The organism is Ancylobacter koreensis (assembly GCF_023016525.1).
In the GTDB taxonomy this organism is placed as follows: Bacteria; Pseudomonadota; Alphaproteobacteria; order Rhizobiales; family Xanthobacteraceae; genus Ancylobacter; species Ancylobacter koreensis.
On sequence record NZ_JALKCG010000001.1, the window covers coordinates 694,517 to 713,829 of the forward strand.

Annotated in this window: 17 protein-coding genes; 11 read left to right on the forward strand and 6 right to left on the reverse strand. The window is 69.0% G+C overall.

From position 1 onward, the window contains the following. The first annotated feature begins 12 nt into the window (after nucleotides 1-12). Together phoU and phoB are read left to right on the forward strand one after the other, a co-directional pair. Nucleotides 13-726: a phosphate signaling complex protein PhoU gene (gene phoU, locus MWN33_RS03190; protein WP_247198700.1), complete on the forward strand. Its 714-nt coding sequence runs from the start codon at nucleotides 13-15 to the stop codon at nucleotides 724-726. Nucleotides 727-796: 70 nt separating this feature from the next. Beyond that, nucleotides 797-1,498, forward strand: a complete 702-nt coding sequence (gene phoB, locus MWN33_RS03195; RefSeq protein WP_247198702.1) for a phosphate regulon transcriptional regulator PhoB — start codon at nucleotides 797-799, stop codon at nucleotides 1,496-1,498. A gap of 75 nt (nucleotides 1,499-1,573) precedes the next feature. Here phoB and MWN33_RS03200 read toward each other — a convergent pair whose 3' ends face one another. Continuing rightward, nucleotides 1,574-2,338, reverse strand: coding sequence for an SDR family oxidoreductase (locus MWN33_RS03200; RefSeq protein ID WP_247198704.1), 765 nt, complete (start codon nucleotides 2,336-2,338; stop codon nucleotides 1,574-1,576). A 120-nt stretch (nucleotides 2,339-2,458) separates the two neighbouring features. On the opposite strand from MWN33_RS03200, the gene MWN33_RS03205 reads away from it, so the two are divergent. Beyond that, nucleotides 2,459-3,361, forward strand: coding sequence for a LysR family transcriptional regulator (locus MWN33_RS03205; protein ID WP_247198706.1), 903 nt, complete (start codon nucleotides 2,459-2,461; stop codon nucleotides 3,359-3,361). A 9-nt stretch (nucleotides 3,362-3,370) separates the two neighbouring features. Here the strand turns inward: MWN33_RS03205 and MWN33_RS03210 are convergent, their stop codons facing one another. Further along, nucleotides 3,371-4,723 carry a polyhydroxyalkanoate depolymerase gene (locus tag MWN33_RS03210; RefSeq protein WP_281493563.1) on the reverse strand — a complete coding sequence of 451 codons (1,353 nt, stop codon included), beginning with the start codon at nucleotides 4,721-4,723 and terminating at the stop codon, nucleotides 3,371-3,373. A gap of 207 nt (nucleotides 4,724-4,930) precedes the next feature. Here MWN33_RS03210 and MWN33_RS03215 point away from each other — a divergent pair, with 207 nt between their 5' ends. From MWN33_RS03215 to MWN33_RS03225, 3 genes are all read left to right on the forward strand, one after another. Continuing rightward, nucleotides 4,931-6,304, forward strand: a complete 1,374-nt coding sequence (locus MWN33_RS03215) for an ActS/PrrB/RegB family redox-sensitive histidine kinase (protein WP_247198708.1) — start codon at nucleotides 4,931-4,933, stop codon at nucleotides 6,302-6,304. 189 nt (nucleotides 6,305-6,493) lie between these two features. Then, the gene (locus MWN33_RS03220; protein ID WP_281493564.1) at nucleotides 6,494-7,042 is read left to right on the forward strand and encodes an ActR/PrrA/RegA family redox response regulator transcription factor; all 549 of its coding nucleotides are present in this window, start codon (nucleotides 6,494-6,496) and stop codon (nucleotides 7,040-7,042) included. 112 nt (nucleotides 7,043-7,154) lie between these two features. Beyond that, nucleotides 7,155-9,884 (forward strand): HAD-IC family P-type ATPase, encoded by a 2,730-nt coding sequence (locus tag MWN33_RS03225; protein ID WP_247198711.1) that lies wholly within the window; start codon nucleotides 7,155-7,157, stop codon nucleotides 9,882-9,884. Between the two features lie 24 nt (nucleotides 9,885-9,908). Here MWN33_RS03225 and MWN33_RS03230 read toward each other — a convergent pair whose 3' ends face one another. Continuing rightward, a complete protein-coding gene (locus MWN33_RS03230; RefSeq protein WP_247198713.1) occupies nucleotides 9,909-11,168 on the reverse strand; it encodes a Zn-dependent hydrolase in 1,260 nt (419 codons plus the stop codon). A 289-nt stretch (nucleotides 11,169-11,457) separates the two neighbouring features. On the opposite strand from MWN33_RS03230, the gene hydA reads away from it, so the two are divergent. Next, nucleotides 11,458-12,909, forward strand: a complete 1,452-nt coding sequence (gene hydA, locus MWN33_RS03235; RefSeq protein WP_247198715.1) for a dihydropyrimidinase — start codon at nucleotides 11,458-11,460, stop codon at nucleotides 12,907-12,909. 2 nt (nucleotides 12,910-12,911) lie between these two features. Here the strand turns inward: hydA and MWN33_RS03240 are convergent, their stop codons facing one another. Then, complete coding sequence (locus tag MWN33_RS03240; protein WP_247198717.1) at nucleotides 12,912-13,667, reverse strand: FadR/GntR family transcriptional regulator; 756 nt, start codon at nucleotides 13,665-13,667, stop codon at nucleotides 12,912-12,914. Nucleotides 13,668-13,792: 125 nt separating this feature from the next. Between MWN33_RS03240 and MWN33_RS03245 the strand changes: the two genes are divergently transcribed. Next, the gene (locus MWN33_RS03245; protein ID WP_247198719.1) at nucleotides 13,793-14,329 is read left to right on the forward strand and encodes an ureidoglycolate lyase; all 537 of its coding nucleotides are present in this window, start codon (nucleotides 13,793-13,795) and stop codon (nucleotides 14,327-14,329) included. 5 nt (nucleotides 14,330-14,334) lie between these two features. On the opposite strand, the gene MWN33_RS03250 is transcribed toward MWN33_RS03245, so the two are convergent. After that, nucleotides 14,335-15,114, reverse strand: coding sequence for an aspartate/glutamate racemase family protein (locus MWN33_RS03250; RefSeq protein ID WP_247198721.1), 780 nt, complete (start codon nucleotides 15,112-15,114; stop codon nucleotides 14,335-14,337). Between the two features lie 12 nt (nucleotides 15,115-15,126). Then, nucleotides 15,127-15,873 (reverse strand): GntR family transcriptional regulator, encoded by a 747-nt coding sequence (locus tag MWN33_RS03255; RefSeq protein ID WP_343312311.1) that lies wholly within the window; start codon nucleotides 15,871-15,873, stop codon nucleotides 15,127-15,129. 582 nt (nucleotides 15,874-16,455) lie between these two features. Between MWN33_RS03255 and MWN33_RS03260 the strand changes: the two genes are divergently transcribed. The 3 genes from MWN33_RS03260 to MWN33_RS03270 all read left to right on the forward strand — a co-directional run bounded on the left by MWN33_RS03260 (nucleotide 16,456) and on the right by MWN33_RS03270 (nucleotide 19,312). Next, a complete protein-coding gene (locus MWN33_RS03260; protein ID WP_247198723.1) occupies nucleotides 16,456-17,514 on the forward strand; it encodes an ABC transporter substrate-binding protein in 1,059 nt (352 codons plus the stop codon). 107 nt (nucleotides 17,515-17,621) lie between these two features. Continuing rightward, complete coding sequence (locus MWN33_RS03265; RefSeq protein WP_247198725.1) at nucleotides 17,622-18,527, forward strand: ABC transporter permease; 906 nt, start codon at nucleotides 17,622-17,624, stop codon at nucleotides 18,525-18,527. Continuing rightward, nucleotides 18,524-19,312 carry an ABC transporter ATP-binding protein gene (locus MWN33_RS03270; RefSeq protein ID WP_247198727.1) on the forward strand — a complete coding sequence of 263 codons (789 nt, stop codon included), beginning with the start codon at nucleotides 18,524-18,526 and terminating at the stop codon, nucleotides 19,310-19,312. Before MWN33_RS03265 ends, MWN33_RS03270 begins: the two co-directional genes overlap by 4 nt. Nucleotide 19,313 lies beyond the last annotated feature (1 nt).

Below are 19,313 nucleotides of genomic sequence, written 5' to 3' on the forward strand. Positions count from 1 at the left end.
GAGGCTAGACCCATGACCGACCATATCGTCTCGTCGTTCGACACCGACCTCAAGGAACTCGGCCGCCGCGTCGTCGAGATGGGCGGCCAGTCCGAGCGTCTCGTGGCCGACAGCGTGCAGGCGCTGGTGAAGCGCGACGCCGAGCTCGCCCAGAAGGTGATCGTGCTCGACGGCCCGGTCGACCTGCTGCAGCGGGAGATCGAGGAGAAGGCGGTGCTCACCATCGCCCGCCGCCAGCCGCTGGCCGGCGATCTGCGCGAGATCGTCGCCGCCATGCGCGTGGCCAACGATCTGGAGCGTATCGGCGACCTCGCCAAGAACACCGCCAAGCGCGTGCTGGCGCTCACCGGCGAGTTTCACCCGCAGAAGCTGGTGCGCGGCGTCGAACACATGTCGGGCATCGTGCTCGAACAGCTCAAGGTGGTGCTCGACTCCTACGCCAGCCGCGATGCGGCGCGCGCGCTCGACGTGTGGCAGCGCGACGGCGAGGTCGACGTGCTCTACACCTCGCTGTTCCGCGAACTCCTCACCTACATGATGGAAGACCCGCGCAACATCTCGCTGTGCACGCACCTGCTGTTCTGCGCCAAGAACATCGAGCGCATCGGCGACCACGCGACCAACATCGCCGAGACCGTGCACTACCTGACCACCGGCCAGCTTCTCACCGAGGAGCGTCCGAAGCAGGACACCAGCAGCCTGACCAGCGTGGCCTTCCCGGCTTGAGCCCCGTCCCGGGCCGGCCCTTGCCATACGCTGGGCCGGCGCGGGGCGACGAGCGATCGGACAGCAGACGATGCCGACCAATATTCTGATCGTGGAGGACGAGGAGCCCCTCACCCTCCTGCTGCGCTACAATCTGGAATCGGAAGGCTACGCGGTCGACAGCGTCCCGCGCGGTGACGAGGCGGAGACCCGGTTGCGCGAGAGCGTGCCGGACCTGCTCATCCTCGACTGGATGCTGCCCGGCCTCTCCGGCATCGAGCTGTGCCGGCGCCTGCGGGCGCGGCCGGAGACCGAGCGCATGCCGATCCTCATGCTCACCGCCCGCGGCGAGGAGACCGAGCGCGTGCGGGGCCTTGCCACCGGCGCCGACGACTATGTGGTGAAGCCGTTCTCGGTGCCCGAGCTGGTGGCGCGCGTGCGCGCCCTGCTGCGCCGGGCCAAGCCCGAGCACATCTCGACCCTGCTGCGCGCCGGGGACATCGAACTGGACCGCGAGACCAAGCGCGTGCATCGCGCCGGGCGCGAGCTGCATCTCGGCCCGACCGAGTTCCGGCTGCTGGAATTCCTCATGCAGTCGCCCGGCCGCGTCTATTCGCGCGAGCAGCTTCTCGACGGCGTGTGGGGGCAGGACGTCTATATCGACGAGCGCACGGTCGACGTGCATGTCGGGCGCCTGCGCAAGGCGTTGAACCGCCCGCGCCAGCCCGACCCCATCCGCACCGTGCGCGGCTCCGGCTATTCGTTCAACGAGATGTTCGCAAGAGCTCATTGAGCCCGCGCGCTAAGCCGGCGCACCGAGCCGGCATTGAGCGGGCGGCGATGCCGGCAAGGCACCGCCGCCGTCCCCTCAGGTGCGGGTGATCGACAGCCCGCCATCCACCAGATGCGCGGTGCCCGACACGAAGGACGAATCGTCCGAGGCGAGATAGAGCACCGAGCGCGCCAGCTCCTCCGGCGCGCCGACCCGCTTCAGCGCGTGCAGGCCGGTGATGAAGGACTGCGCCTCCGGCGTGTCGTTGGCCTCGCGGTACATCTCCGTCTCGACCGCGCCGGGCAGCACGGCGTTGACCCGTATGCCCTGCGGCCCGAACTCGGATGCCAGCGCCTGGGTGAGCCCGATCAGCCCGGATTTCGAGGCCGCATAGGCGGCAAGACCGGGAAACGCCGTGGTGTAGCCGACGAAGGTGGAGGTGAAGATCACCGAGCCGCCGCCGGTCTTCAGCATGGCGCCGATCTGGTGCTTGGCGCCGAAGAAGGCGCCCGTCAGGTTCACCGCCAGCGTGTCGGCCCAGCCCTGCGCCGAGACGCCGGTGCTCGGCCCCTTCTCGCCCAGCGTGCCGGCATTGTTGAAGGCGATGTCGAGCCGGCCGAAGCGGTCGAGCGCCAGTGCCGTCAGGGTTCGGGCATAGTCCTCGTCGCGCACGTCGCCGGCCAGAACCGCCGCCGTGCCGCCGGCCGCGCCGATCTCGGCCGCCAGCGCGTCCAGCTCGGCCTGCCGCCGGGCGCCGAGCACCAGCTTCGCGCCCTCGCGCGCGAACAGCGTTGCCGTCGCCCGGCCGATGCCGGAACTGGCGCCGGCGATCAGCGCTACCTTTCCATCAAGACGTCCCATCGATGTCTCCTCGCAATGTCCAAGACCGCTCATGGCGGCGTGTCGGCAAGGAGTATGGTGATAACGTCGCGTTCGGATTAGCCTGCGCGTATCGGAAACCCGGTCCGGAAAAGCCGAACGATGAAACTGGACGGCATCGCCGCCTTTGTCGCCATCGCCGAGGCCGGCTCGATCAGCGAGGCGGCACGGCGGCTGCGGCTGGCGAAGTCGGTGGTGAGCGACCGGCTGGCCCAGCTCGAACGCGAGCTGGGCGCGCGGCTGGTGCACCGCTCGACACGCCGGCTGACGCTGACCGAGGACGGGCTCATCTTCCTCGAACTGGCGTCGAGTTCGCTGCGCGGGCTGGAGACGGCGGCGGCCACGCTTTCCGAGCGGCGCGGCACGCTGTCAGGCCCGCTGCGCATTTCAGCCCCGGTGACGCTGACGGCCTTGCATCTCGGCCCGGCCCTCTACCCTTTCCTGCGTCGGCATCCGCAGATCGACCTGACCATCGAGCTCGACGACAGGCGCGTCGACGCGCAGGCGGAAGGCTATGACGGCGTGGTGCGGCACGGGCCGATGCGCGACAGTCCGCTCACCGCCTGGCGCCTCGCGCGCAGCCGCCGCGTGCTGGTCGCCTCGCCCGACTATCTCGAACGCAACGGCGCACCGCGCAACCTCGACGAGCTGGAGGGCCATCGCGGCATCTTCTACACGCATCGCGGCATCGCCGACTGGCGCTTCGAGGTCGGGGAGAAAGCGGTGCAGGTGCGCGGTCGTCCCGGCTTGCGGGTCAATAACGGCGTCGTCATGTGCGACGCCGCGAAAGCCGGGCTCGGCATCACGCTGCTGCCGCTGTTCATCGCCGGACCGGACATAAGGGCCGGGGCGCTGCGCGTGCTCGACGTCGGCGCAGAGCCGGAAGCCGAATTTATCTATGTCGCGCATCCCGAGGGGCGCCGCCCCTCGGCCAAGCTGCGCGCGCTGGCGGATTGCCTGCGCGAGGCCTTCGGCGATCCGCCCTATTGGGAGGCCGGCCTGTAGGCCGCTGTTTCATTCCGGCCGGTTGTGGCCCTTGCGCGGCCAGTTGTGCGAGAGCACGAAATCCGCGATGCGGGGAGCGATCTCGGCGCGGAAGCGCGAGCCGTTGAACACGCCGTAATGGCCGACCGTCGGCTGGAGATAGTGCGCCTTCTTGTCGTCCGACAGGTTGGGGCAGAGCCGGTGCGCCGCCCGCGTCTGGCCGACGCCGGAGATGTCGTCGTTCTCGCCCTCGACGGTCAGCAGGGCGACGTTGCGGATCTTCGAGGTGTCGACCGGCTCGCCGCGATGGGTCATCTCGCCCTTCGGCAGCGAATGGTCGATGAACACGGTTTCCAGCGTCTGGAGGTAATATTCCGCCGGCAGGTCCATCACCGAGAGATACTCGTCGTAGAACTCGCGATGCTTGGCGGCGGAATCGCCGTCGCCCTTCACGAGATGGCCGAACATCTCGGCATGCGCCTGCAGATGGCGCTCGATGTTCATCGACATGAAGCCGTGCAGCTGCAGGAAGCCGGGATAGACCTGGCGCATCACGCCGGCATGGGGCCACGGCACGGTGGCGATGACGTTGCGGCGGAACCAGTCGATTTCGCGCTCCTGCGCGAAGCGGTTCACCGCCGTCGGGCTCTCGCGCGTGTCGATCGGCCCGCCCATCAGCACCATGGAGGCGGGCACATCGGGGTCGTCCATCGCCTCCATGCGTGCCACCGCGGCGAGCACCGGCACCGCCGGCTGGCACACCGCCAGCGCGTGCACGCCGCCGCCGAGATGGCGGAACATCTCGATGAGGTAGTCGATATAGTCGTCGAGGTCGAAGCGCCCCTCGGCCATCGGCACGTTGCGGGCGTCTTCCCAGTCGGTGATGTAGATGTCGTGGGTCGGCAGCAGGGTCTGCACCGTGCCGCGCAGCAGCGTGGCGTAATGGCCGGAAAGCGGCGCGACGATCAGCATGCGCGGCTGCGGCCGGCGCGGCGCGTGCGGGAACAGGCGCTTGAAATGCAGCAGCCGGCAGAAGGGCCGCTGCCACACCGTCTCGATCTCGACCGGCACATGGGTGGCGCCGACCACGGTCTCGTCGATGCCCCAGTCCGGCTTGCCGTAGCGCCGCGTGGTGCGCTCGAACATCTCGAAGGAGGCCGACATGGTCTTGCCGAAGCCGGTATGGGCGAGCGGGTTGGCCGGGTTGCGGTAGAACAGCTTGCCGGCATCGGCCATCACCCGCAGCGGGTCGAGCGCGGCGTGGCCCATCTCGAACATCCAGTACAGCGGCTTGGACAGCGCCGAGACCGTCTCAAGTGTCGAGGGCGGGGTCGCCACCACGTCGACCGCGTCGGGCACGTCACCGAATACGCCGATTGCCATGCAATCCTCCTGCGTCGGCCCGGCCTGAAGTCCCTCGCCGGGGCCGCTCTTTCCTGCCACGTTGGGCGCCGCACTTCTTGTGCGTTGCAGCATAGATAGGCTCTTTCGCGCCGCCGTCAACGCGCGCACGCTCTCGCGCTTGCGCCGGCTCTGCGTCTATAGAGGGTCTGGCGGCGCCCGCACCGGCGCCCGGACGGGGCCCACCTCATGTCGCTCTCGCTCGACCATCCCATTGGCGAACGCTTTTTCGGGCTGCGGCTCGACACGCTCATCCGCCTGCGCTGGCTGGCGATTTCCGGCCAGACGCTGGCCATCGTCGTCGTGCAGTGGCTGCTGGGCCTGCCGCTGCCGATCGGCGCCTGCCTCGCCGTTGTGGCGCTGTCGGCTTGGCTGAACCTTGCGCTGCGGCTGCGCAATCCGGGCGCCCGGCGGCTGTCGGATGCGGAGGCCGCATGGCTCCTGGCCTATGACATCCTCCAGCTTGCCGCCTTGCTGTTCCTCACCGGCGGCCTCGCCAACCCCTTCGCCCTGCTGTTCCTCGCCCCCGTGCTGATCTCGGCGACCGCGCTGTCGCCACGCACCACCGTGCTGCTCGGCGTGCTGGCGGCGGTGTGCGCGGCGCTGGTCGGGCTGTGGCAGATGCCGCTGCCCTGGTCGGCGGACGGGGCCATTGGCGCGCCGCCGGTGCTGCCGCCGATCTATCTGGTGGCGATCTGGCTGGCGCTCGCCATCGCCATCGCCTTCATCGGCGTGCATGCCTGGCGGGTCGCGGAGGAGACGCGCGAGCTCTCCGAGGCGCTGGCCGCCACCGAGCTCGTGCTGGCGCGCGAGCAGCATCTCTCCGCGCTCGACGGGCTGGCCGCCGCCGCCGCCCATGAGCTCGGCACCCCGCTCGCCACCATCACCGTGGTCGCCAAGGAACTCGGCCGCTCGCTCCCTTCCGACAGCCCCTTGAGCGACGATATCCGTCTGGTGAGCGAACAGGCCGACCGCTGCCGCGCCATACTGCGCACGCTGACCTCGCTCGGCGCCGGCGACGCGCCCTTCGACCGCATGCCGATCTCCCACATCATTGAGGACGTGGTGGCGCCGCACCGTAATTTCGGCATCTCCATCGAGGTGACGCTGCCCTCGCGCTCCGGTGACGAGCCGATCATCGCGCGCAATCCCGGCCTGCTCTACGGTCTCGGCAACATCGTCGAGAACGCCGTCGACTTCGCGCAGGGCCAGGTCAACATCGTCGCGGGCTGGACCGAGCTCGACGTTACCATCACCGTCACCGATGACGGCCCCGGCTTTCCCCCCGAACTGGTCGACAGCATCGGCGCCCCCTATGTGACGAGCCGCGGCCGCCACCGCTGGCGGCGCGACGCGGTGACTGAGGGCGAGGAAGGGCAGGAGGGCCTCGGGCTCGGCGTGTTCATCGCCAAGACGCTGCTGGAGCGCTCCGGCGCCGAGCTCGCCTTCGTCAACCGTCCCCCGCCCGCGCATGGCGCCATGGTCAGTGTGCGCTGGCTGCGGCAGGTGATCGACATTTCCGGCGAGCGCGAGGCGCGCGACGACGAATCCGCGTCGGCGTGAGGTTCGGGCATGTAGGGCGCGAGGCGCTTGGCGTCGCCTCAGGGCGGCGTGTTTTGCGCTTGCCGCGCGCGGAGTATAAACTCGCCGCAAAATCGAACGGGAAAGACGTCGCCCGCCCTGCCTGTGGATTTCCGCCCAGCCGTCGAAAGGCTGCGCGAACGGCACGGAGGGCCTCTGGGAATGCTCGAAATGCTTGATGCCACGTCGGAAATGCAGGATCGCACGCTGCTGATCGTCGATGACGACCGCCCGTTCCTGCAGCGTCTCGCCCGCGCCATGGAATCGCGCGGCTTCACCGTTACCACGGCCGAGACGGTGGCGGACGGGCTCGCCAGCGTGGAAGGCGGCGCGCCGGCCTTCGCGGTGGTCGACATGCGGCTGGGCGACGGCAACGGCCTTGACGTGATCTCGGCGCTCAAGCGCCGCCGGCCCGAGGCGCGGGGCATCATCCTCACCGGCTACGGCAACATCGCGACCGCCGTGAATGCGGTGAAGATGGGCGCGGTGGACTACCTCGCCAAGCCGGCCGACGCCGACGATATCTGCGCCGCGCTCAATGCGCAGGGCGACTACAAGCCCCAGCTCCCCGAGAACCCGATGTCGGCCGACCGGGTGCGCTGGGAGCACATACAGCGCGTCTACGAGCTGTGCGGGCGCAACGTATCCGAGACGGCGCGCCGCCTCTCCATGCACCGCCGCACGCTCCAGCGTATCCTCGCCAAGCGCGCCCCGCGTTGAAATCAACCTGCCCCGCCCGAATCGGCAGGTAGGGGAAAGTCCGGAAGGCGGGTGGGCCTCATCCGCCTAGGCTGACGAGATCACGCAACGTCAGCCGAGCGTTCCCGGACCGATGAACGATGCCGCCGCCACGCCTGCCGCTCACCCGGCTTACGACACCGCGCCGGTCGTCCCGGCTGCCGAATGGCACGCGCTGACCCATGAGGAGGTTGCCGGCCGCCTTGCCGTCGCTGCATCGGGGCTGAGCGTCGAGGAAGCCGCCGCCCGCCTCGCGCGGCACGGGCCGAACGCGCTGCCCGAGCCGCCTGGCCGGCATCCGCTGCTGCGCTTTTTCACGCAGTTCAACAGCGCGCTGATCTATTTCCTGCTGGCCGGCGCGGCCGCGGCGCTGGCGCTCGGACACCATATCGACGCCGGGGTGATCCTCGCCGTCGTGCTCATCAATGCCGCTGTCGGCTTCGTGCAGGAGGGCAAGGCCGAGCAGGCGCTGCGGGCCATCCGCAGCATGATCGCCCCGCACGCCAGTGTGATGCGCGCCAGCCGGCGCGTCAGCGTCCACGCCCACCAACTGGTGCCGGGCGACATCGTGCTGCTGGAGGCAGGCGACCGCGTGCCGGCCGATACGCGGCTCATCCGCGCGCGCGGCATGCTGATCGACGAGGCGATCCTCACCGGCGAATCGGTCGCGGCCGCCAAACGCGAAGAGCCCGCCGCCTCCGGCGCTCCGCTCGGCGACCGGCACTCCATGGCCTTCTCGGGCACCACGGTAGCGGCCGGGCAGGGGACCGGCATTGTCGTCTCCACCGGGCCGCACACCGAGATTGGGCGCATCGGCCGGCTGATCGCCGAGGTGGAGCCGCTGGCGACGCCGCTGCTGCGGCAGGTCGATGCCTTCGCCCGCCGCTTCACCTGGCTGGCGATCGGAGGTGCGGCGGCGCTGTTCCTGTTCGCCGTCGGGGTGCGCGACTATGGATGGACGGATGCGCTCATCGCCGTGGTGGCGCTCGCCGTCGGCGTGGTGCCGGAGGGGCTGCCGGCGGTCATCACCATCACGCTGGCCATCGGCGTCCGGCGCATGGCGGCGCGCAACGCGGTGATCCGGCGTCTGCCGGCGGTGGAGACGCTGGGCGCCACCTCGGTCATCTGCTCGGACAAGACCGGCACGCTGACCCGCAACGAGATGACCGCGCGGCGCCTGATCCTGGCGCGCGGAGGCGACATCGTGGAGATCGAGGTCTCCGGCACCGGCTACGCCCCCGAGGGCGAGCTCGCCTGGCAGGGCGCCGGCGATCCCGCCATTGAGGCCGACGAGCTGCTGCGCTGCGGGCTGCTGTGCAACGACGCCCATCTGCACAATGAGAAAGGCATCTGGCGCGTCGAGGGCGACCCGATGGAGGGCGCGCTGGTGTCGCTGGCGGTCAAGGCGGGCCTGAGCCCGGCGGTCGAGCGCGGAAGCTGGGGGCGGCTCGACGAGATTCCCTTCGACGCCGCCTACCGCTTCATGGCGAGCCTGCACCGGGGCCCGCAGGGCGAGGCCGCCATCTTCGTCAAGGGCGCACCGGAGGATGTGCTGGCGATCTGCTACGAACCCGGCGGCCTGTGGGAAGCCGCCATCGCCCGCGCGGCGGCGCAGGGCGAGCGCCTGCTGGGCTTCGCGGCGAAGCGTCTCGATGCGCCGCCGGCCCGGCTCGACTTCCCGGATGTGAGCGAGGGCTGCGACTTCCTCGGACTGATCGGCTTCATCGATCCGCCGCGTCCGGAGGCGGTGGCCGCCATCGCCGAATGCCGCAGCGCCGGCATCGCGGTGACGATGATCACCGGCGACCACGCCGCCACCGCCGGCGCCATCGCGCGGCAGCTCGGCCTCGCCGACGATCCCGTCGTGGTGACGGGCGCGCAGGTCGACGCCGCCTCCGACGCCGATCTCGTCGGCATCGCCGCGCGCACGGCGGTGTTCGCCCGCACCAGCCCGGAGAACAAGCTGCGCATCGTACGGGCGCTGCAATCGACCGGTGCGGTGGTGGCGATGACCGGCGACGGGGTGAACGACGCGCCCTCGCTCAGGCAGGCCGATGTCGGCATCGCCATGGGGCGCAAGGGCACCGAGGCCGCCAAGCAGGCGGCGGAAGTGGTGCTGCTCGACGACAATTTTGCCTCCATCGTCGCGGCGGTGAAGGAGGGGCGCACCGTCTATGACAACATCCGCAAGATGATCGCCTGGACGCTGCCGACCAATGGCGGCGAGGTGCTGGCGGTCATCGCCGCCATCCTGCTCGGCATCACCATGCCGATGTCGCCGGCCCAGATCCTCTGGATCAACCTCATCCTCTCGGCGACGCTCGGCCTCGCACTGGCTTTCGAACCGACCGAGCCCGGCATCATGGCGCGCCCGCCGCGCCCTTCCCGCACCGGTCTGCTGACCCGCTTCATGCTCTGGCGGGTGGTGCTGGTCTCGCTGCTGTTCACCCTGGTTGCCTTCGCCATGTTCGCGCTGTCGCTGTGGCGCGGGCAGGGGCTGGAGATGGCGCGCACCATCGTGGTCAACACGCTGGTGGTGATGGAGATCTTCTACCTGTTCAATGTGCGCTTCCTGCACATGAACTCGATCACCTGGCGCGGCGCGCTCGGCACGCCGGCGGTGCTGGTCGCACTAGTGGCGGTGGTTGCCGGGCAGTTCGCCTTCACCTATCTCCCGGTCATGCAGGCGATCTTCGACACCCGCCCGATCGCCTTCCTTGACGGGGTGATGATCGTCGCGGTCGGCGTCGGGCTGATGGTGGTGCTGGAGTTGGAGAAGGCGCTGCTGCGGCGGCTCGGCGTCTTCACCGCCGCGCAGATGTGAGGGCGGCCGGCCGAGGTGCCGGGCTCACTCTTCCGCGTCGGCGACCCCGGCGGTGGCGAGCACGGCGTGCAGCAGCACGTCCGTGCCGGCGCTCGCCCATTCCGGCGTGATGGTCTCGTCCTCATTGTGGCTGAGTCCGTCGACGCAGGGGCAGAAGATCATGGCGGCCGGCGCCACCTTATTCACCCAGCAGGCATCGTGCCCGGCGCCGGAGACGATGTCGCGGTGGGAATAGCCGAGCCGTTCCGCCGCCTCGCGTACCCGACCGACCAGAACGGGATCGAAGGCGACGGGATCGAAGGCGTTCACCTCCTCGATGGAAAGGCCGAGACCCATCTTCTCGGCGATGGCCGCCGCGCCGGTGCGCAGCTCGTCCGTCATGGCGGTGAGCACGGCAAGGTCCGGCGAGCGGAAGTCGATGGTGAACACCGCCTTGCCGGCGACGATGTTGCGCGAATTGGGGTAGACGTTGAGCTGCCCGACGGCGCCGACCGCGTGCGGGGCGTGGGCCCATGCGATCTGGTCCACCAGCTCGACGACGCGCGCGGCGCCGAGCCCGGCGTTCAGCCGGCGGCCCATCGGCGTCGAGCCGGTATGGGCATCGCGGCCGGTCAGCGTCACCTCCAGCCAGCGCACGCCCTGCCCGTGGGTGACGACGCCGATGTCGACGCCTTCGTCCTCCAGGATCGGGCCCTGCTCGATATGCAGCTCGAAATAGGCGTGGGGACGGCGCTGGCCGACCGGCTCCTCGCCCTTGAAGCCGATGCGCTCCAGCTCCGCGCCGAGCGCGAGTCCCTCGGCGTCGCGCCGCGCATAGGCCTCCTCAAGCCCGAGCACGCCGGCGAACACGGCCGAGGCGACCATGGCCGGAGCGAAGCGCGAGCCCTCCTCATTGGTCCAGTTCACCACCTCGACGGGATGGCGGGTGCGGATGCCGAGATCGTTCAGCGTGCGCACCACCTCCAGCGCGCCGAGCACGCCGAGCACGCCGTCGAACTTGCCGCCCGTCGGCTGGGTGTCGAGATGCGAGCCGATCATGACCGGCGCGGCGTCCGGGTCGGTGCCCTCGCGGCGGGCGAAGACGGTGCCCATGGTGTCGACGCCGAGGGTGAGGCCGGCCGCCTCGCACCAGCGCATGAACAGCAGGCGGCCTTCCCGGTCGGCATCGGTGAGCGCCTGCCGGTTGTTGCCGCCGCGCACTCCCGGCCCGATCCGCGCCATGTCCATGAGGCTGTCCCACAGGCGGGAGCCGTCGATGCGCAGATTGTCGGTGGGGGCGGGCATGGCGGGCTCCTGTGGAGTGGCGGGCGTGTGCACGGACTATAGCCGGCTCGCGCGCCGATGGGGAATGCGGTCTGACCAGTTTACCGCACTCGCGAGGCCGATGGCGCGAGCGTTGAGTGCCGCGCGGATACGCGGATTGCCTATTCGGCAGGCGTTGCGACGCCCGAAATTTGGAATTGCCGGCCGCGCCCGGCCGCGCGATCCTCGCAACTGGTCAGACCACAGACGGGCGCCGACCGGAACGGACGGGCGGCGTGCTTCCTTCGGAACAACCCTCCAGCGAGGCGCCATGAGCGAGTTCGATACAATCATCCGCGGCGGCACCGTCGTCACCGCCTCCGACACGGTGCGGGCGGATGTCGGCATTCGCGGCGGGCGCATCGTCGCGGTGGCCGAGAGCCTGACCGGCGGGGCGAAGGAGATCGACGCCTCGGGCCTGCTGGTCATGCCCGGTGGCATCGACAGCCATGTCCATCTCGCCCAGCCGGCCTTTGGCGGTCCCGCCATGGCGGATGATTTCGAGAGTGGCACGCGCTCGGCCATCGCGGGCGGCAACACCACCGTGCTGCCCTTCGCCCTCCAGCCGCGCGGAGCGAGCCTGCGCCAGAGCGTGATGGACTATCACAAGGAGGCGGAGGGCAAGTGTTATTGCGACTACGGCTTCCACCTCATCATCTCCGACCCGACGGCGAGCGTGCTGGGACAGGAACTGCCGGCGCTGGTGGAGGACGGCTACACCTCGTTCAAGGTCTTCATGACCTATGACGACCTGGTGCTGAACGACCGCCAGCTGCTCGACGTGTTCGACTGCGCACGCGGCTGCGGCGCCCTCGTCATGGTCCATTGCGAGGGTTACGACGCCATCCGCTTCATGACGCAGAAGCTGGAGGCCGCCGGCAAGACGGCGCCCTATTATCACGGCACCTCCCGTCCCCAGTCGGTGGAGCGGGAGGCGACGCACCGCGCCATCAGCCATGCCGAGCTGACCGACGTGCCGATCATGGTCGTACACGTCTCCGGCCGCGAGCCGATGGAGCAGATCCGCTGGGCGCAGCAGAAGGGCCTCAAGGTCTATGGCGAGACCTGCCCGCAATATGTGGCGCTGACCGCCGAGGACATGAAGGGCCTCAACATGGACGAGAGCGGCGGCAAATATGTCTGCTCGCCGCCGCCGCGCGACCACGCCAGCTGGGACGCCATCTGGGAAGGCATCCGCACCGGCGTGTTCCAGACCTTCTCCTCCGACCATTGCGCCTTCTATTACGAGGGCGAGATGGGCAAGCTGAACCCGAAGGCGCGCACCTCCTTTCGCTGGGTGCCGAACGGCATTCCCGGCGTCGAGACGCGCATGCAGATCCTGTTCTCCAAGGGCGTGGTGGAAGGGCGCATCACGCTCAACGAGTTCGTGGCGCTCACCTCGACCAACCATGCGAAGATCTACGGCCTCTACCCGAAGAAGGGCTCCATCGCCCCCGGCTTCGACGCCGACATCGTGCTGTGGGACGCGAACCGGAAGGAGACGATCACCCAGTCTCTCATGCACCACGCCGCCGACTACACGCCCTATGAGGGCATGGTGGTGACCGGCTGGCCGGTGATGACCCTGCTGCGGGGCAAGGTGATGGCCGAGGACCGGCGCATCGTCGGCGCGCCGGGCGATGGCGGGTTCCTGAAGCGCGAGCTCTCCCCCTACGCGGTACCCGCAGGTTCCGGCGGGGCGATGGGGATGGCGGGCGCGTGAGCTTAGACAAGTTCCGCCAGTGCGATGCCCGCGCGATCGGCGGTGCGGGTGATGTGGTGGCGCATGTAATAGCCGGCGCCTTCGGGGTCGCCCATGGTGAGCGCTTCGAGGATGCGCTCGTGCTCGCGCACCGGCTCCCACAGCCGGTCGCGGCGGGCCGGCAAGCGCGAGCTTTCCAGCAGCACGCGGCCGAAGCTCGCATGCATGTCGGCGAGCAGCCGGTTGCGCGAGAAGCGCATGATGAGGCGGTGGAACTCGAAGTCGATCTGCGCGAAGGCGGCGAGGTCGGTGGCCTGTGCAGCCGCGCGCAGGCGGGCGAGATTGTCCCGAAGCTCGGCGATCTCGGTCGCGGAATGTGTCATCGCGGCGAGCTGGGCGGCGTGGCTCTCGGCAATGTAGCGGAACTGGTAGACCTCGGCCGGCGAATAGCGGGCGGCGAAACGCCAGGAGGGCGCGGGTTGGTGCTCGGGGGTCTCGTCCGCAGTCGCCCGCACATAGGTGCCGCGTCCCGGCTCGATGGAGACGAGGCCGAGCGTGGCGAGGATGGAGAGCGCCTCGCGCAGCGTCGCGCGGCTGATGTCGAGCGTGGCGGCAAGCGCGCGCTGCGGCGGCAGCGGGCCGCCCGGGGCGAAATCGCCACCCGCGATCATCCTCTGCAGCGCCGTCACGGCGAGCTGCGTAGCGCCCGGCGTGCCGGATCGCCGTGCGGCCGTTCCGGTCTGACCGCCCGCCGGCTCACCTTCGGTCTCCGGGTCCATCTAAGCCGCCACCGCCCCCTGATCCGAGCTTTCGAGGACAGGATGACATTGCCGGCGGTGGTCTGACCAGTTCAAACATGGACCTCCGGGCGGTCCGTCGGGCGCCATTCCACAGGAGACGATAGGTGAGCGTGACGGCCGGATTGGCGGAGCTTTCCCTGCAGGCGCTGACGCCGGACCTCTTCCGCCCGTTCGGCCATGTGGTGGCGACGGGGGCTGGCGCGCCGGTGGCGGCCAATGCCGGCACGGCGTGGCGGCACGATGTGGCGGCGTTCGCGGGTGATGTCCGGCCCGGCAGCCGGCTCGTCGTCTCGCTGTTCGAGACCGCGCCGCAGGCGCTTCCCGCCGCTGTCACCCTGCTCGAGCGCCATCCCCATTCGCTGCAGATGATCGTCGCGCTTGAGGTCTCGCACGCTCTGCTCGCGGTCTGCGGCAGCGGCGCGGATGGCGCGCCGGACCTCTCGACGCTACGCGCCTTCCACTGCCGGCCGGGCGAGGGAGTGATCTACGCGCCCGGCGTCTGGCATGCGCCGCTGATCGGCATCGGCGGGCCGGGCCGCTTCCTCGTGCAGTCCTGGCAGGATGGCACGGCGGCGGACTGCGAGGAGATTGCTATTCCCCCGTGGGCCGTGCGGGCGCCAGCGGGGGAGGCGGCAAGATGAGGGCGCTACTGCGCCGCCGGGGCGAGCGCAACTCTATTCTCGTCGAGATGTTCGATGCGCGCGGCGAGCGGGGCGGCGAGCCCGTGGGTCGGCTTGGCCGGCGGGCGGCTGAAGGTGCCGGCCTGCGCCTTGCGCGGCGCCAGCGTTACCAGCGTCTCGGCCATCTTCACCGCCGCGACGATGGGATCGACGATCGGCACTGGCACCTGTGCGCGCAGGCGCCCCGCCATGCCGGCGAGCGGCGCGCCGCCGAGGATCACCACATCCGCCCCGTCGATCTCCACCGCCTCGCGCGACAGCTCGGCGATGGCCTGCTCGCGCTCGGCCTGCACGTTCTCGATGGAAGAGAAGGCGAGGCTGCGCGCGCGGATGCCGGCGCAGCGGGCGCCGAGGCGATAGGTGTCTACCGTATCTTGATACCAGTTTCCCATGGTGGTGGTGAAGGTGACGATGCCGAAGCGCTGGCCCAGCGTGCAGGCGGTGAGCATCGCCGCCTCCGCCATGCCGATTATGGGGATGTCGAACAGTTCGCGCGCCGGCAGCAGGCCCGGATCGCCGAAGGCGGCGAGCACCACGGCGTCGTAGTCGCGATGATGTTCGGCCAGCATCTCCAGCGTGATGGCGCCGGCGATCTGCGCTTCCGAGCGCGAGGCGATGTAGGGCACGCCGCGCGCGGCGGTGAGGCCGGTCAGTTCCGTGCCCACCGCTGCCGCCGGGCGCGCGGCGGCGAGCAGCATCTGGGTGACGGCGTCGGTCATGTTCGGGTTGAGAACGAGAATGCGCAAGACGGCCCCCTGTCAGGCAGCGGCGCCCGCGCGCTCGCCGGCGGCGAGCAGCGCCAGCACGCCGGTGCCCGTATGCATGACATGGGCGGCGAGAAGCCGCCCGGCGGTGTCGGGCTCGCGCGCTTCGAGCGCGGCGAGGATGTCCCGGTGTTCCTGGATGGATTCGACCCAGCGAGAATGGGCGCCGAGGGCGAAATAGCGCGCGCGCTCGGCGCGGGCGAACAGCCAGCGGTGCATTTCCACCAGCGTCGCATTGTGCGCGCCGGCAAGGATGGCGCTGTGGATCGCCTGGTTGACTTCAAAATAGGCAGAAAGGTCGCCTGCTTCGTAATGGCGCTCCATCGTCGCCTGCATGTCGCGCAGCGCGGCGATCTCGGACGCGGTGAGGCGACGCGCGGCATATTCGGCGGCGATGCGCTCGACGTTGGACAGCGCCTCGAACAGCTCGGTGATGTGCACGGCGTCCATCGGCGCGATGCGGGTGCTGCGGTTCGGGCGCAACTCCACCAGCCCCTGCGCCGCCAGCATCTTCACCGCCTCGCGCAGGGGCGTGCGGGAAATGCCGAGTTGCTCGCAAAGCTCGATCTCTACTATCGGGGCACCGGGTGGAAGCTTGCCGGTGACGATCATATGGCGAAGCTGGCGGGCCGCGCGCTCATGCAGGCCCGCACGCGCCAGCCGCTCGCCTGCCTCGGTGTCCGCCGGGCGCGGCTTGCGCGGCCGCCCGCGCTTGCGAGGTATGTCTGTCTGTTCCGCCACGTTTCGACCCTAGCACGGCGGGGCGCTGCCACCAGCCCCTTATGGCGCTGCAATTATAATCAGTTTCTGCCTTGGTTCTAGCCTTTTAGAGTAAATTGTATTCAACATACAAAAAATTGTTGCACGGCTTTCCCAGCGGGCTTTAACTGGCTGCGTTGCCTCCGCCGGACACTAGTCGGGTGCGTCCGATGGAGCATCGTGAAGTGCCGAATTCCGGTCCCGGCGAGATTGCGTTCTGCGCTGGCGGCGTCGACAGCGGATGGTGGCGCGCGAGAACCGGCGCAAAGGAAAGGTGAGTAAGCACGGCAGTGCGGGCTTATTTTTTGGTCAAGATGCGGTCGTCTTGATGCTAATTTGCGCTTTATGGGCGGTATTGGCTGAGTATAGTGCGGATGTTTTCGCCGCACCGTTGGTGTAGCGCAGGGCGAAAATGCTCTTTCGGGTTGGCGTGCCCATCATCGTGATCCCGTCTGCGGATCCCGCTGTTGCGGCACGTGGCCGTCGCGGCGCGATCCTGCGGTTCGACAACGATCGGGCTGTTCAGGACGGGGTCGTATCGGTTCTCAAGATCCGGAGGGGATCATGTGTGATCGTGACGGCACCTTCTTTCGCAATTTCTCGCGTCGCAGCTTCCTGAAGTCGTCCGTGGCCGGCGCCGCGGCGACCATCGCGCTGCCCGCCTCGCTGGCAAGCCTGCTGGCGCCGAACGCGGCGCGTGCCGCCGGCACAACCATCAAGGCGACGCACGGCTCCGGCTTCTGCAACATGGGCATCTTCCTCGCCAAGGAGCGGGAGCTGACCAAGGCCGACGGCGTCGATCTCGAATTCGTGGTGACGCCCTCGAACACCGAGATCACCACCATGTTCGGCGCGGGCCTCGTCGACATGTCGATGATCCCCTACTCGAACTTCATGACCCTCTACGATGCCGGCGCGCCGGTGAAGATCGTCGCCGGCGGTGGCGTCGAGGGCTGCATCATCGTCGCCAAGGAAGGCATCAACTCGGCCGCCGACCTGAAGGGCAAGACCTTCGGCACCTTCCAGGCCGACACGCTGGAAGTGCTGCCCTACGACTATCTCAAGAAGGCCGGCCTCTCCTTCAAGGATGTCGAGATCAAGTATCTCGACACCTCGCCCGAGCTCGCCCAGGCCTTCATGGCCGGCGCCATCGACGCCATCTGCCACATCGAGCCCTACGCCTCCCAGTGCGTGATCGGCCGCAAGGGCGCCAAGGTGCTCTCCAACGGCACCGACGTTTACGGCAAGGGCTATTCGGACTGCGTGCTCGCCGTGCGCACCCCGCTGCTCGAAAGCAATCCCGAGGCGGTGAAGGCGGTCATCAAGGCGCTGTTCGTCGCCCAGTCGCAGGCCGAGGCCGACAAGGAGGCCGCGCTCAAGGACACGGTCGGCAAGTACTACAAGACCAGCATGGAGGCGGCCAAGGACGCCTCCTCGAAGCAGCCGATCGTCGTCGACCAGCGCAACCAGACGCAGTTCATCATCGATCGTGGCCAGTCGATGATGGAACTCGGCTACGTCAAGAAGATGCCCGACCAGAATGCCTTCGACTGGAGCCTGATGGAGGCGGTGATCGCCGCCAACAAGCCGCTCTATGACAGCCTGAAGCTGAAGTCAGCCTGAGGCCGGCCCCGGCCCGGCCACGGGCCCCAGATCTGCCGCCGTCCGGCCCGCCCAAGCCTGCGGGCGGCGGCAGGTCCTGATCCAGCCAGCAGCCACGGAAGGACGCCATGACAATGAGCGCAGACGCCGGCCGTCCCGCCCGCGGGGGAGCGCCGCTCGAACCGCCCCGCCTCTCGCTGTCGCCCGCCTGGCGCCGCCGTCTGGCGGCCATCGGCTGGGGCATCGTCTCGCTCGGCCTGTTCGCCGGCGTATGGGAAGCGCTGTGGTTCCTTGGCATGCTGAACCCGCTGCTGCTGCCGCCGCCGCACATGTTCCTCGCCGACATTCCCGGCACGCTGCAGTTCTTCGACCGCTCCAACCGCATCGGCTCGGTGGCCACGGGCGGCGGCGTCGGCGCGCTGCTGTTCACCATGGCCTCAACGACGCTGCGCGTGGTCATCGGCCTGTCGCTCGGCTTTTCCTGCGGCGTCGCGGTGGGCGCGGCGATCCATTACGTGAAGCTGCTGCGCAACCTGCTGCTGCCCACCATCCTCATGCTGGCGCCGATCTCGCCGGTGGCCTGGCTGCCGGTCGCCATCTTCGTCTTCGGCATCGGTGACGTGCCGGCGATCTTTCTCGTCTTCATCACGGTGTTCTTCGCTATCGTGTTGTCGACCGGGGCGCAGATCGAGAGCGTGCCGAAGAACTACATCCACGTCGCCCGCATCATGGGCGCCACCCAACGCCAGACCTTCTGGAAGGTGATCCTGCCCTCCATCCTGCCGAGCCTGTTCATGACGCTGCGGCTCAACCTCTTCGCCGCCTGGATGGTGGTGCTGATCGCCGAGACCGTCGGCGTCGGCACCGGCCTCGGCCAGATCACGTCCATGGCGCGCTCGACCTTCAACGCCAAGCTCGTCTTCTTCACCATGGCGATCATCGGCCTGCTCGGCTTCCTCTCGGACTTCGCCCTGCGGCAGGTCCAGCGCAAGATGCTGTGGTGGATCGCCCCCAATCAGGGAGGCGCGCGATGAGCCGTCCCGCCGTTTCGATCCAGTCCGTCTCCAAGCGCTGGACCCCTGAGGGCCGCGCGCCGGTGCAGGCGCTCAAGGACCTCAGCTTCGACGTCGAGCCGGGCGAGTTCATCGTGCTGCTCGGCCCCTCGGGCTGCGGCAAGTCCACCCTTCTCTACATGATCGCGGGGCTGGAGGAGGTCTCGGGCGGTACTATCGCCTGCGATGGCGAGCCCGTCACCGAACCCTCCGCCGAGCGCGGGCTGATCTTCCAGGAAGCCTCGCTGTTCCCCTGGCTGACCATCGCCGACAACGTCGCCTTCGGCCTCTCCGTGCAGCATGTCCAACCGGTGCGCCGGCGCGAGATCGCGATCGAGATGCTCAAGCGCGTCGGCCTCGGCGACATGCTGGACAAGAAGCCGGACGAGCTGTCCGGCGGCATGCGCCAGCGCGCCGCCTGCGCCCGTGCGCTCGCCATGCGGCCCAAGGTGCTGATGATGGACGAGCCCTTCGCCGCGCTCGACGTGCAGACCCGCGCGCGCATGCAGGACTTCCTGCTGCAAATCTGGCGCGACAGCGGCGCCTCGATCCTGCTCGTCACCCATTCCATCGACGAGGCGATTTCGCTGGCCGACCGCGTGGTGGTGTTCACCGCCCGGCCCGGCCAGGTGAAGACCATCGTCCCCATCGACCTGCCGCGCCCGCGCCAGAGCCGCGATCCGCGCTACCACGCCTATCGCGACATGTTCGCCGAATTGCTGGCGGACGAGGTGGATCGGGCCTTCGCCGAGCAGGAAGCGGTGTAGC